We start from the raw sequence: 12,829 nt of genomic DNA, 5'->3' as shown, positions 1-12,829 counted from the left end.
TCGTTTGATCAACCGTCGCCAGCAAAGAACGCGTGCATGTCCGCTCCTGAAGTGGAACTTGAAAATCCACCGATCAACTACTGGCAGGCCACCGCGCGGCCGCTGACCAGTTTAATCTTCGTATTGCCGATGTTGGCGATCTACGAAGCAGGCATCTTGATGCTCGGTCCCGAAGCAATCCGCAACGGGGTCGATGTGTGGCTACGGCAATTTCTCAGCTTGATGGGTTTGGGGCAGTACTTTTTGCTGCCCGTTTTAACGGTAGCCATCTTGCTCGCCTGGCATCATTTGAAGGCGTATCCCTGGCAATTCCGAGCAACCAATCTGCCTTTGATGGCGGCCGAGTCGATGGTGCTCGGGCTGTTCCTGCTGTGTTTGGCTCATTTTCAAGCCTCGATTATGCAGTTGCACGTCGTTGCGGCGAATGCGGGGCCCGAAGTTGATACCACCACCAAGCAGGTCGTCGCTTATTTCGGTGCGGGCATTTACGAAGAACTGCTGTTCCGGCTGATGCTGATCCCGGCGCTGATCATCTTTATTCAAGGGTTTGCATTCCCGAAGGTGATCGCCACGTTCGCCGCGATGCTGATCAGCAGCCTGATCTTTGCGGCGGCCCACTACAATTTTTTCGTCGTTGGTGGTGACCCAATCGACGGTTACACCTTCTTATTCCGCTTATCGGCGGGGCTGATCTTCGCATCCATCTTCGCCCTTCGCGGCTTTGGTATCGCAGCCGGTTCCCACGCCATGTACGACGTGCTTGTGGCGTTTTCTTAGGGCAAGAAATACACGACCGCAACGCGCACGGAATCAACCCCCGAAGATTCCATGTGGCTGCGGTCGGTGTCTTAGGTTTGCCATCGATTTCTGGCAAGCCAACTGAAATCAGGGATCGGCCGACACGTTCGTTGGGCCGTGCCGGCCGATCGCCCCTCGCATAGTATGTCTCGCGGCCGCGAGTGATTGACCCGTTTCCCCGTCGAGTCAAAAAGGTTATCGCGGCGAACCGCGGACGGTTGCTTCGAATCCTGAGAAAAAGTGGAATCGGCCAATTTCGAGTAGTAAAACATTGGGCATGAGAAACTCGCCGCAATAAACCAAATCGAAAGCTGGTAGCGATGTTTCCGATATTCCCAATCTGTTCCCGGCGATATCGATGGACGAAACGACCTTAGAAGAACAACCTCGACGAGCTACCCGGCCGCAGTTTCCACTTTGGTTTTTGCTGTTCGTGCTGCCGACGATTGCGGGGCTGGGGTTTGCGATTTACGCCAATTTCCAGGAGCAAGCGAAACTGCGTGAGTCGCTCGAGCTGCAGCAGGTCATCCTCCAAGCGAAAAACGTTGATGTCGATCTGGAGATAAAACGCTGGAACGTGATCGCAGTGCGGGCTCGTCGGAACTGGGATCGGTGGAAGTCGGCCGACGCAGTGGTCGATTATCTGAAGATTCAAATGGGACGCCACGAACAAGGCCCTGTCGTCTTTGAGACCGTTCCGTCAGATTCGGAAATGCGTTTGTTTTTTCATCAGGCAGACGACTACGACCTGCGGCGGCTGCTTCAGTTGATGCAGCAGGAGTACGGCACTTTTGGTGTAGGCTCGAAGTATGCGATGTTCGATCTCGTTTCGCGACTGCCGCAATTCGTGCCGGGCAAAGTGGAGACGTTGCGGCGGGATGTGAAAGAGCTGCTGGCCAAAGTAACCGACGAAGACCATGCAATGGTGCAAGCGAAAGCGAACAACGCGAGGGAAGCCTTTCAGCTGGATGACGAAGCGATTTCGCGGGAGGCAGCCTCTTGAACGATTTATTTGCAAGGAAGTCGCATGCGTGGCTGGCGGCAATCTCGGCGCTTGTGATCGTCGTGATGCTGGGCGTTTTGTTCATGCAGGTTCGCTACATTGCGGAGCAAAATCACCAGCTGCATTACGACAACGAACGATTAGCTGAGGAACTTGAAAACGCAAAGTCATCTCGCGACATCGTCGTTGCGTCTTTGATTAAGGAACTTGATAGGGGATTGCCGCTGGTCCTTGAGCCTCAGGTTAACTCGTTAAAGTTCAGTACCGAAATGGATGGCCAGATTGTCGGGGCATTGACGCGGCAATTGAAAGACGACCGAGACTATGTCCGGCATTACGGCTTGAAAGGATTGCTGGCGATCAATCTCAACAAGGATCGTCTCGATGTCTTCGCACCGATGGTGGTCCCTTATTTGATACCGCTACTACAGGAAGAGCGACTTCGCGATGACACGGTTTCGCTTCTGTTTCATTACCGAAAACGTGCCGCCGCGGCGGCACCTGTCGTACTGGAAACGGCGGATGCCACTCCATGGAACAAAGTGACTTCCGCGATCAGCCACGCGCAGGCGATGGATCCAAAATGCGATATTGTTCCGCTCCTGACGCGTCATATTCGGGAAAGCAAGGAGAGCTGGAAGGTAACGTTAGAGCGTCTCGAACGAGGCTACTCGATCCCAATGGTAGCGAAGGCATACCAGCAAGCCGCCGAAGCGACCACGGACGCGGCGCTTCGAAAACGTTATCGGGGCATCGTGCGTTATCTGAACAGCTTTCCGCCTGAGGGTAAGCTTGAGTGGCGACCCGATGTCGAGGAGTTCATCGAATGACGAGCCCTGAAAGGAAACGCCGTTGGTTCCAGTTCGGACTCGGTTGGGCGGCGTATTGGATGCTTGTTGCGGGGATTGCGATGGGCTGGGCTAGGGCTCATCAGGAAGCAAGTCAGAAGCTGATCCAACTGCCGCTCGAAATTGACGTGATGAACCGGCAGATTTCGGACTTGAATCTCGAAATTAAAGGGGACTTATACTATTACGATCGGTCGAAAGCCTTACGGGTAACGCCCGAGAATGTCGTCAGCTGGTGGAATCCAATTCCCAGGGTACCCTTGGAGAGTCCTGAGCAGTTTCTCAAGGTGCTGAAAGCACATCAAGAGATCGATCGACAGCCTGGCCGGTATGGCGAAGTCTATTCCAATGGCTGGACCCAACAGTTGTTGGTGACATCTGATCCAGTTTTTCATGAAACGATCGCTCCGCTGATTCCGCTGCTGGAAGTTCCGGAAACAGGCATACGCCGCGAACTGGTCCGAATGTTTCATGGGTTGGTCGCGCACGATCGAAAGCGAATCGAATTGCACTTCGACGTGATCGTACCGGCGCTGATAAATCGGCTGAACGATCCGGGCGAACGTGTTCGTATTGAAGCAGTACAGGCCCTGGAGACAATAGGCCTTGAAGCTCATTTGGCTCGGGGGCCGCTGGAAGAGATCGCAGCGGACGACGACGATCCGGTGGCGATCTTCGCCGCGCTGGCGCTCGAATCGATCGACCCGGAGTACGACGCAATTCCGCGTCTTAAGCAACTGGTCGAACAGAGAAAATCTGATTGGGAATGCGCGACGCAGTTGCTTGCGGATATTTTGCCTCCCGACGAAGCCGAGGCATTTCTGACCAGTCAGGTAAGTCAAACGGCAATTACGCCGGACATCGAACTGTTTGCCCGAGAATTGAACCGGCTCATGCGGCGGCAGAGATTTGCGACTGTCAAAGAGGTCGCGCCATGACGATGGTAGCCAAGCGGTCTTGGTGGGCCCTCGTTTCGCGTACAACGGCAGGGCTCTTGCTGTTAGGGCTGGCGGTTGGCTGGGGTGTCGATCGGATGCAGTGGCAGGAGTCGCTTCAGCCATTGCAAATCATCGCGGCCGAGAAGCAAGCAGAGCTCGATGCCCTGCAGGCTCGGATGTACCAAATCGAAACGTTCGATGGATTCGATAGCCTGGAAGAAGTGCTGCACGTGATCGACTACGTTCAGCCAGAGTCGGTTTTCGAGAAGCAGTCTCACTCGCTTCATCGTGCCGAAGATCCGGTCTTTGACGTGACGGTACCACGCTTGATCGAAATGCTCGACGATGAGCAGTCGTCGCGACGGCAACGAGCATGGCGACTTTTGCAAGTGGTTCGTGGGGGCAAGCGGTTTGTTCCGTATGAACAGGCATACCGCGATGGGCTGGCAAAGATGTTGCATCGCCGTTCGGTCGTGGGTTTCAACAAGCTGCTGCCGTGGCTTCGTGACGCGAAGGTAACCGACAAAGCCATTCTGGATGGTTTGAGGTCTCGCATGATGGACGACGAAGACCGGTTTGCACCGATGGCGGCGTACACGCTGGCCGAACTCGATCCGACGGTTGATATCGGCCCCAGATTGATTGAGATGATAGAAAGCAAGCACTCGCAGTGGCGCTCGATTCTACATCGTTTGCCCAAATATATGCCGCAGGAACAAGCGGATGCACTCTTCGAGAAGTACCAAGATTTTCGTTAGGTCGAGCCGCTTTTTCGGGGTCAAAATTGTTCGTTTTGCACGTTGCTTTTCAAAGAGCCTTTCAGGCCGAAAAAACGATTCTCTAAGTGGCTATCTGCCAACCACTTAGCACTTCTCCGAATCCGGGCTCCCCTAGTGGTTCGGCGCCCTCGGATTTGGTACATTACGGTGTGCAATTTGAAAGGCTTGCGTGGCCTGGGGAAACGCCGGTTTTCTCGGGGATTTCGCCCCTTTTTTGCACCCTTGAAATACGCAGAATGATAGTCGCCCCGAGCCGATTTGCTCGCGGCGCTGGATAACCTCCGAAAGGACGCTCACTTGGCAACGGACGGTAATAACCCCAACGGCGGCAGTAACGGAAACGGTGGTAGTGATGGCGGGTCGCCAGAGGACCCGACAAAGCTGTTTACCATGTCGATCGAGGACGAGCTCAAAGAGAGCTACCTCACCTATGCCATGAGCGTGATTGTCAGCCGCGCTCTGCCGGACGTTCGCGATGGGCTGAAGCCTTCGCAGCGACGTATTCTGGTGGCGATGAATGACTTGAACCTGACCCCTGGGGCTCAGCGAGTCAAATGTGCCAAGATCAGCGGTGACACCTCGGGTAACTATCACCCGCATGGTGAATCGGTCATCTACCCGACCCTCGTTCGTATGGCCCAGGAATGGAACATGCGATACGTGCTTGTCGACAAGCAGGGGAACTTCGGTTCGATCGCAGGTTTGCCACCGGCCGCTATGCGATATACGGAAGCTCGCATGTCGGGCTTCGCCCAGCTTCTGCTGGAAGATTTAAAGCTCGACACGGTCGACTACGTTCCGACATACGACGAAGCTCGCACCGAGCCGACCGTTTTGCCGAGTAAGTTCCCGAACTTGCTGGTCAACGGTGCCAACGGGATCGCAGTCGGTATGGCGACTTCGATTCCACCCAACAATCTGCGTGAAGTCTGCCGAGCCGTCATTCAGCTGATCGACGATCCCGGCACGTCGATCGACGAAGTGCTTAACATCGTCCAGGGACCTGACTTCCCGACCGGCGGTATCATTTGTGGTCGCGCAGGCATTCGCCAAGGCTACAAAACCGGCCGCAGCACGATCGTCGTGCGCTCGCATACGACGATTGAAGAAGGGAAGAGCGGCGCGAAGATCATCATTCACGATATCCCTTACCAGCAGACTCGCGACCGCGTTGAAGAGAAGATCGCCTCGCTGGTCAACGAAGGCCGTATTCAAGGGATTCGCTCGGTCAGCAACCTGTCCGACTTGCAAGAACCAGTTCGGATTGTCATTGAGCTGAAGCGGGATGCCGATCCCGATGTCGTGCTGAACCAACTGTACCAGTTCTCGCCGATCCAGGATTCGTTCTCGATCATCTTGCTGGCCTTGGTCGACGGCAAGCCACGCACGATGTCGATCAAGGAGCTGTTGGAAGAGTTCATTCGTCACCGCGTGGTGGTCATTCGTCGCCGCACGCAGTTCCTGTTGGCCAAGGCACGTCAGCGTAAGCACACCATTGAAGGTTTGCTGCTCGCACTTGCCGACATCGACGAGATCATCCGAATCATTCGCTCCTCCAGTACGCAGGCCGAAGCGAAGCAGCGATTGATGGGCGTGGAATGTCCCGCTTCGATGATGGCGCGTGCTCTCGGCGAACAAGGATTCGCTCAGTTCCAATTGGAACGTGGCGAGTCAGACGTCTACTTCCTGACGTCGGTTCAAACCGATGCGATCTTGCGAATGACGCTCGGTCAGTTGGTCAACTTGGAACAGGAGAAGCTTTCCGGCGAGCATTCCAAGCTGCTGGAAGAGATTGCCGAGTACCTGCACATTTTGTCGGACGAAGCGAACATCCTCGCCATTATTCGCGAGCAAATGGAAGAGATCGATCGCCGCTTTGGGGACGATCGTCGTACCGAGATCTCGCATGAAGAGATTGGAAACTTCGATCTTGAAGACCTCATCGAAGAAGAAACGATGGTGGTCTCGATCAGCACCAAGGGCTACATCAAGCGAACGCCGGCAAGCATTTACAAAGCACAGCGACGCGGCGGAAAAGGCATCAAAGGAGCCAAGAGCGAAGAGGAAGATCCAATTCGCCACTTGTTTGTCGCTTCGACGCACGCCTATGTGTTGTTCTTTACGACCAAGGGCAAAGTGTTGTGGCAGAAGGTTTACGATCTGCCAAACCTCAGCCGAGAAAGCCGCGGCCGAGCCGTAGTCAACTTGCTGCAGCTGGAAGAAGGCGAGCACATTGCCGACTGCCGAGCCGTCCGAGACTTCGATATGCCGGACCACTGCCTGGTGATGGCGACACGCAAAGGCTTGGTTAAGAAGACGCTTTTGGAAGCGTACAGCCGTCCCAAACGAAACGGTATTATCGCGATCAAGTTAAAGGAAGATGACGAACTGATCGACGTTGCGATCACCAAACCAGGCGACGAATTGGTTCTTTCTACGGAACAAGGAATGGCGATTCGCTTCCGGGAAAGTGATGCCCGTGCAATGGGTCGCAATTCCAGCGGTGTGAAGGGAATCAATCTTGCCAAGGGAGACAATCTTGTCGGCATGGTCGTCGCCGATCCAGAAGCACAGTTGCTGACGGTTTGCGAGCATGGCTACGGCAAGCGAACCAACTTCGGCCCCGGTCTGACTGTCGATGATGACGACAACGGCTCGGACGGCAGTGATTCCGAAAACGGCGGTTCTGAAAATGGCAGTTCGGAAGAAGAGTCAACTTCTAGCGGTGCTCGCTACCGTACTCAAAAGCGTGGCGGTAAGGGTCTGCGAGATATCAAGACCACCGCGCGAAACGGTAAAGTCGTTGCCGTGGCTCGTGTCGATGATTCGGATGAAGTCTTGATGATGACCGCACGGGGCAAGATCCAGCGAATCTCGGCTGCGGAAATCAGCATGGTGGGTCGCAACACGCAAGGTGTTCGCATCATGTCAATGGACGAAGGTGATTCGCTTGCGGCAGTGGTTCGTGTGCCGAAGGAAGATACCGAAGACGAAGCAGCAGATGCCGAAACGCCAGTGCCAGACGCACCGAATCAGGCAGAGGCACCAGAGTCGCCTCAAGCCGATAGCGATGCTGCCGAGCAGGATAGTGCTGATCAAGATAGCGGCGAGGAGTAATCCATGTCGCGCGTTGCACTTATTACTGGAATCACCGGGCAGGACGGAGCCTATCTCGCCAAGTTCCTGCTCGCCAAAGGCTACACCGTTCATGGAATGGTTCGTCGTGGCAGTACTTTGCCATTTGAGCGAATTGCTGATTTGACGGATAAGATCGAATTGCATCAAGGCGACTTGCTCGATCAGATGGCCCTCAATCGTTTGCTTGAGCATGTTCAGCCGACTGAGGTCTACAATCTAGCAGCCCAAAGCTTCGTCCCGACCAGCTTCGATCAGCCAATCCTAACCGGCGAAGTTACTGCGCTGGGGGTAACGCGAATTCTGGAAGCGGTTCGGACGGTCGATACGAACATTCGTTTTTACCAGGCATCTAGTAGTGAGATGTTTGGGAAGGTTTATGAAGAGCCACAAGACGAGTACACGCCATTTTGGCCTCGCAGCCCTTACGGTGTGTCGAAAATGTATGGTCACTGGATGACGGTTAACTATCGCGAAAGCTACAACCTCTTCGCTTGCAGCGGCATTTTATTCAACCATGAATCGCCGCTACGTGGATTAGAGTTTGTAACTCGTAAGGTTACCGACGCGGCGGCTCGGATTGCTCAGGGAGTTCAGGAAGAACTGCGACTGGGGAATCTCGATGCGGAGCGAGACTGGGGATTTGCAGGGGATTATGTCGAAGCGATGTGGCTGATGCTGCAAGCCAAGACGCCTGACGATTATGTTGTTTCGACCGGAATCAAGCACACCGTCCGCGAACTATGCCAGGTTGCCTTCGAGCGCGTCGGGCTCGACTGGGAAAAGTACGTTGTCGTTGATGAGCGGTTTTATCGGCCGGCAGACGTGAATACACTCTGCGGTGATGCTACGAAAGCTTGTGAAGAACTCGGTTGGAAGCCGAAGACAACCTTTGAAGAGTTGGTCCACTTGATGGTCGACACGGACATGCAGCGAGTAGAAAACGAGCTAAAGTGGTGTAAAGGCGTATTGTGAAAGCACTGATCACCGGCATCAACGGGTTCGCTGGTCAGCATCTCGCGACCTACTTGCGGTCTTGTGGCGATGACGTGTGTGGTACCTATGTCGGAAGCCAGTCTGCTGCTTCTCCTGTCGACCTGAAGTGGGAAATTTCTCAGCCTGCAACGCCTTCGATTATCGACACGCTTAAGTCGTTTGCTCCCGATGTGATTTATCATCTCGCAGCGATGAGCCACCCCGGCAGTTGCGGAGATGACTTACCGACCGAGCAGTGCAAAGCCGTCAATATTCTTGGGACGCGACACGTCGCAGAGCTGGCATTAGCGCTACCTTCTGAGCCTAGGATTTTGTTCATCAGCAGCAGCAAAGTGTACGGCAGCAGAACCGCCGATCAGCCATGGGCTAAGGAGGATGACGTTCTGCAGCCGAAGGGTGGCTACGCTCACAGTAAGTGGGCGGCAGAGAATCTGTTGCGGGATCGAATTTCCGACGGGCTGAAAGTTATTATCGCTCGGGCATTTAACCATACTGGCCCCAATCAGAGCTCGATCTATTTGGTCCCAGAATGGTGTCAGAAAGTGGCGTCCGCTGAAGGACCTCAAGTGGTTCGCTCGCTGAACACGTCACTTGACTTGAGCGACGTACGAGACGTTGTCCGCATCTATCGGATGCTCGCCGAGAAGGCTTCGCTTGGTGAAACGTTTAACGTAGGCAGTGGGCAACCGGTCACAACGGCCGACATTTGGGACACACTTTGTGCGATTCGTGGGCAAGCGGTCGAAGTCTCGGCCGAAAAGCTGGAAGCATCTCAGCAGCCGATTGCTAACGTGACTAAGTTGCATGAAGCGATTGGGCCACTTCAGCGAATTTCACTTCGGGAGACGTTGGAAGGCGTTTATCGCAGCGTGAAGGCAGCAGGCTAAATCGTTTGGGCCGCCAACGCGACACCACGCAAAACCAAGTGGTCAATCGTTTCGATCTCTAAGTCGATCCAAGGTGCAAGATAATTGACGTCGCCGCCGCTAAAGAAGATTTGCGGTGGTTTCTTTGAGTCGAGTTGCTCCGAGACTCTACGAATTGTTTCTCGAACGGCACCGACAGAACCCCAGAAAAGTCCGCTTTGCATCGCTTCGGTCGTGTTGGTCCCGATCGCGACCGGTTTGTTCTCTAGGTCAACGGTGATATGTGGGAGGGCATCGGTCTGTGATGCCAATGCTTTCGCGCTAGTACGCATTCCGGGAAGAATAGCGCCCCCGACGAACTTGCCTTCGCTGGAGACGGCATCAACGGTAATCGCTGTTCCCGCATCGACGACAATCGCGGCGCGATCACTTTCTCGCAGGTGATTTACGGCAACGGCTGCCGCGAGACGGTCGAGGCCAATCTTCTCCGAAGCTTCGAGACCAATTTCGATCGGTAGCCGAGAGCAGTCAAAAGCGAGGAATGAATGAACGCGCGGTTCGATTTTCGAGAAGGCTTCAAGCGAAGCGAGCGCCGATCTATGGACACTGACCGCATACCAGGGCAGCTTGTTTTCTGTCAGCCAGTCGCGAAGCCCTTGAATGTCGGACGAATAGGTCGAATAAGAGTAAGTCGAAACCGGCGCCGTGACTTCCTGAGCGTTGAAGTTCTCGAAACGAGCAAAGTGCACTCGCGTATTGCCAATGTCGACAGCGATGAGAGAGTCAACCGGCACTAGGCACCTTCCGTTTCGTTTTTGGCGGCCTCCAACTGCGTGGCGACGTGCCGAATCATTTCATTCAATCCTTGTCCAGTGACTGCTGAGATCAGGAATACGTCACGCCCGAGTTCCGATTGAAGCTTGGCGTGGAAGTCCTCTGCATCAGGTAGCTCGGCTTTGGTCACGCAAGCGACTTCTGGACGGGCAGCCAGTTTCGGATTATAAGCTTCCAGTTCCTTCCGGATGGAGTGGTAGTTCTCTAGCGGATCGGTGCCATCTACTGGTGATGGTTCAACTAGGTGAACTAAGAGTCCTGCTCGTTCGACATGTCGAAGAAATTCATGGCCCAGGCCGACGCCTTCTGCGGCGCCTTCGATTAGCCCTGGAATATCGGCCATGATGAACGTCGTGTCCATGTCGATCTGGACTTGGCCAAGGTTCGGAAACTTGGTTGTGAAGGGATAGTCCGCAATCTCAGGACGGGCACGCGAGAGTCGAGAGAGGAGCGTGCTTTTGCCCGCGTTTGGTTTGCCAATCAGGCCGACGTCGGCAATCGATTTCAACTCGAGTGAAAGCAATCGTTTTTCGCCAGGATCACCAGGCTGGCATTCGCGCGGCGCCCGGTTGGTGCTCGATTTGAAGCTTAAGTTGCCGCGGCCACCTTTGCCACCGCGCGCGGCGACTAATTGATCGCCGTCGTTAGCGAGGTCTTTCAGGACGAAGTTTTCCTTTGCATCAATCACGACGGTACCTGGCGGCACTTTGATGATGACGTCTTCGCCTTTGCGACCTGTACGATTGGCGCCGCTTCCGTGGCTGCCTCGTTTGCCACGCCAATGATGTTGATGGGCTAGCTGAACGAGGCTGTTCACGCCTTCTTCGGCAACGATGATAATGCTTCCACCGTCGCCGCCGTCACCACCATCGGGACCGCCTTTGGGAATGTATCGTTCGCGTCGGAAGCTGGAGCAGCCATTGCCGCCAGCGCCCGCTTCGACTTCGATTTGTACCCGATCGACAAACATGGATGGTGATTCACCTTCGCGCGAATGGAATAAAAATAGGGATGGCCCGATTAGGCCATCCCTACCATGTCTTATCTTTTGCGAATCGTTCGCCTAAGCTTCCCGGCAGGGAAGGGCGATTCGCCTAGTTGGCTTCCACGACGATGTTGACGCGACGGCTGCCTTGGTCAAACATCACGGTGCCGTCAGTCAAAGCGAACAAGGTGTAGTCCTTGCCCATGCCAACGTTCTTGCCAGCACGGAACTTGGTGCCCAGTTGGCGAACGATAATGCTGCCAGCTTTCACAGCCTGGCCGCCATACTTCTTAACGCCACGGTACTGTGGGTTAGAATCGCGACCGTTGCGGCTAGAACCTTGACCTTTCTTATGGGCCATGACATCTGCTCCTGAGGTATCTTATAGGGCCGCGAAAAACATGCGGCGATAGCTTGCTCGATGGATCTTATGGCCCCCAGGGTGCGGTAGCATGCCCAGGGGAAACTAGTTTTTTATCGAAAGATCCACTCGTAGTCAACCTCCCCAGGCGAACCGAACCGGATTTCCCGTTCGTTTTCTTCGAGACGATCGCCAGGACGCCAGAAGTTGAGTTTCAGCGTCTTTTGCTCGTAATCTCGGTAAGAAAGGGGGTTAGCACTCGCATCGATTTTTTCGTCGGAGTCTTTCCAGCGGAAAGCATTCGTCAAGCCATCGATATAGATGCTGAAGAAGTCGGTTTCAGGATCGACATCTTCCCATGTCACAACACCCCAGATGCTGTTGTCTTCATCTTCCGTGGTGACAGGAATGTCAAATCGGCTGATTTCAACCGTATTATAAAGCTTGCTGCCGCCAGTTTCGCGTTCCGCAATCTTATCGACAGCAGACGGGATAATGCGGTCCAGGTACTCCTTCTTTTCCCGAGTGTCCTTCGTTTCAAGGACAAATCGAGGGAAGAAGCGAACCGGAGCTGCTGGCAAGCCTTCGATCTGCTGAACTTCGAATTTCACGTTCTCGAATTGATCTTTGACAGGGACGTGACGAAGCGGATCGCCATGGTTGGTGACTTTGTAAACCATGTACCAGATCAGCTTTTTCTGTAGTTTTCCGCTCGGTTGAGGGACGTCGACTTCGATCATGCGAATTGGTTTGAACGAGAATTCCAGGCCCCAAATATCGCGACGATAGATGACTTTGCTAGCCATGGCCTTCAGAGTTCGCGTGTCGGCCAGGAAGTTGGGTGTCCAATCCAAATTGGGAATACCTTCCAGGATGTCCCGATATTGCTCAGGGTTCGAGAATGTGTCTTGAGCGTTGAACTTCATCGGAATCGTAGTCAAAACGCCATCGACAAACTTCCGATTGGGCGGGTTGGCCTGGGCTAGGCGAATGGCATCGCCAGCAGCGTCGTTGCTTTCTTCGGGGGCTGCTGCTGTTGCAAGAGGAGACGAAATGACCGAGCAGGTCATGAGCATCGTCAGTAGAAGCAGAAACCGAGTGCGAATGGTTGCAACTGTCATGCGGAAACGCCTGGAGATGGGAAAAGGAACTCGTACGGTGAAGGCGCAGTGGCGCCGTCCGATTTTATCTCAAAGTCTAATATAGTTGCCCAAATTAACAGGCGTCAAGTTTTTGGGCCTTTTGAGGTTAGGTTCTCTCGGAATGGGCCCCCGAGAGGTACCCTG

Annotated in this window: 12 protein-coding genes; 8 read left to right on the top strand and 4 right to left on the bottom strand. The window is 54.3% G+C overall.

Features of this window, described 5'->3' with window-relative positions:
• Positions 1-36: 36 nt before the first annotated feature.
• The 8 genes from LA756_RS16400 (at position 37) to LA756_RS16365 (ending at position 9,384) form a co-directional block, all read left to right on the top strand.
• Positions 37-777: a CPBP family intramembrane glutamic endopeptidase gene (locus tag LA756_RS16400; protein WP_224435797.1), complete on the top strand. Its 741-nt coding sequence runs from the start codon at positions 37-39 to the stop codon at positions 775-777.
• 379 nt (positions 778-1,156) lie between these two features.
• Complete coding sequence (locus tag LA756_RS16395) at positions 1,157-1,801, top strand: hypothetical protein (RefSeq protein ID WP_224435796.1); 645 nt, start codon at positions 1,157-1,159, stop codon at positions 1,799-1,801.
• Positions 1,798-2,631 carry a hypothetical protein gene (locus LA756_RS16390; RefSeq protein WP_224435795.1) on the top strand — a complete coding sequence of 278 codons (834 nt, stop codon included), beginning with the start codon at positions 1,798-1,800 and terminating at the stop codon, positions 2,629-2,631. The genes LA756_RS16395 and LA756_RS16390 overlap by 4 nt, the downstream gene beginning before the upstream one ends.
• Positions 2,628-3,587 (top strand): HEAT repeat domain-containing protein, encoded by a 960-nt coding sequence (locus LA756_RS16385; RefSeq protein ID WP_224435794.1) that lies wholly within the window; start codon positions 2,628-2,630, stop codon positions 3,585-3,587. Before LA756_RS16390 ends, LA756_RS16385 begins: the two co-directional genes overlap by 4 nt.
• The gene (locus tag LA756_RS16380) at positions 3,584-4,345 is read left to right on the top strand and encodes a hypothetical protein (RefSeq protein WP_224435793.1); all 762 of its coding nucleotides are present in this window, start codon (positions 3,584-3,586) and stop codon (positions 4,343-4,345) included. The genes LA756_RS16385 and LA756_RS16380 overlap by 4 nt, the downstream gene beginning before the upstream one ends.
• A 411-nt stretch (positions 4,346-4,756) precedes the next feature.
• Complete coding sequence (gene gyrA / locus LA756_RS16375; RefSeq protein ID WP_224440399.1) at positions 4,757-7,483, top strand: DNA gyrase subunit A; 2,727 nt, start codon at positions 4,757-4,759, stop codon at positions 7,481-7,483.
• 3 nt (positions 7,484-7,486) lie between these two features.
• Positions 7,487-8,476, top strand: a complete 990-nt coding sequence (gene gmd / locus LA756_RS16370) for a GDP-mannose 4,6-dehydratase (protein ID WP_224435792.1) — start codon at positions 7,487-7,489, stop codon at positions 8,474-8,476.
• A complete protein-coding gene (locus tag LA756_RS16365; RefSeq protein WP_224435791.1) occupies positions 8,473-9,384 on the top strand; it encodes an NAD(P)-dependent oxidoreductase in 912 nt (303 codons plus the stop codon). Before gmd ends, LA756_RS16365 begins: the two co-directional genes overlap by 4 nt.
• Here LA756_RS16365 and LA756_RS16360 read toward each other — a convergent pair.
• From LA756_RS16360 to LA756_RS16345, 4 genes are all read right to left on the bottom strand, one after another.
• A complete protein-coding gene (locus LA756_RS16360) occupies positions 9,381-10,157 on the bottom strand; it encodes a type III pantothenate kinase (RefSeq protein WP_224435790.1) in 777 nt (258 codons plus the stop codon). The genes LA756_RS16365 and LA756_RS16360 overlap by 4 nt on opposite strands.
• Entirely contained in the window at positions 10,157-11,167 is a 1,011-nt protein-coding gene (obgE, locus tag LA756_RS16355) for a GTPase ObgE (protein ID WP_261362040.1), read from the bottom strand. The genes LA756_RS16360 and obgE overlap by 1 nt, the downstream gene beginning before the upstream one ends.
• A 124-nt stretch (positions 11,168-11,291) precedes the next feature.
• Positions 11,292-11,543 (bottom strand): 50S ribosomal protein L27, encoded by a 252-nt coding sequence (gene rpmA, locus LA756_RS16350; protein ID WP_224435789.1) that lies wholly within the window; start codon positions 11,541-11,543, stop codon positions 11,292-11,294.
• Between the two features lie 113 nt (positions 11,544-11,656).
• Positions 11,657-12,664 carry a hypothetical protein gene (locus tag LA756_RS16345; RefSeq protein WP_224435788.1) on the bottom strand — a complete coding sequence of 336 codons (1,008 nt, stop codon included), beginning with the start codon at positions 12,662-12,664 and terminating at the stop codon, positions 11,657-11,659.
• Positions 12,665-12,829: the final 165 nt, after the last annotated feature.

Source organism: Bremerella sp. TYQ1, from assembly GCF_020150455.1.
GTDB classification, from domain to species: Bacteria; Planctomycetota; Planctomycetia; order Pirellulales; family Pirellulaceae; genus Bremerella; species Bremerella volcania_A.
Note: the sequence above shows the minus strand (reverse complement) of the source record. Positions and strands in the feature narration are given on the sequence as shown.

Bases quoted from the DNA above. Each gene is read 5' to 3' on its own strand.
- gmd (WP_224435792.1), top strand. From the start codon at position 7,487: ATGTCGCGCGTTGCACTTATTACTGGAATCACCGGGCAGGACGGAGCC.
- gyrA (WP_224440399.1), top strand. From the start codon at position 4,757: ATGTCGATCGAGGACGAGCTCAAAGAGAGCTACCTCACCTATGCCATG.
- LA756_RS16395 (WP_224435796.1), top strand. From the start codon at position 1,157: ATGGACGAAACGACCTTAGAAGAACAACCTCGACGAGCTACCCGGCCG.
- obgE (WP_261362040.1), bottom strand. From the start codon at position 11,167: ATGTTTGTCGATCGGGTACAAATCGAAGTCGAAGCGGGCGCTGGCGGC.
- LA756_RS16345 (WP_224435788.1), bottom strand. From the start codon at position 12,664: ATGACAGTTGCAACCATTCGCACTCGGTTTCTGCTTCTACTGACGATG.
- LA756_RS16380 (WP_224435793.1), top strand. From the start codon at position 3,584: ATGACGATGGTAGCCAAGCGGTCTTGGTGGGCCCTCGTTTCGCGTACA.
- LA756_RS16400 (WP_224435797.1), top strand. From the start codon at position 37: ATGTCCGCTCCTGAAGTGGAACTTGAAAATCCACCGATCAACTACTGG.
- LA756_RS16385 (WP_224435794.1), top strand. From the start codon at position 2,628: ATGACGAGCCCTGAAAGGAAACGCCGTTGGTTCCAGTTCGGACTCGGT.
- rpmA (WP_224435789.1), bottom strand. From the start codon at position 11,543: ATGGCCCATAAGAAAGGTCAAGGTTCTAGCCGCAACGGTCGCGATTCT.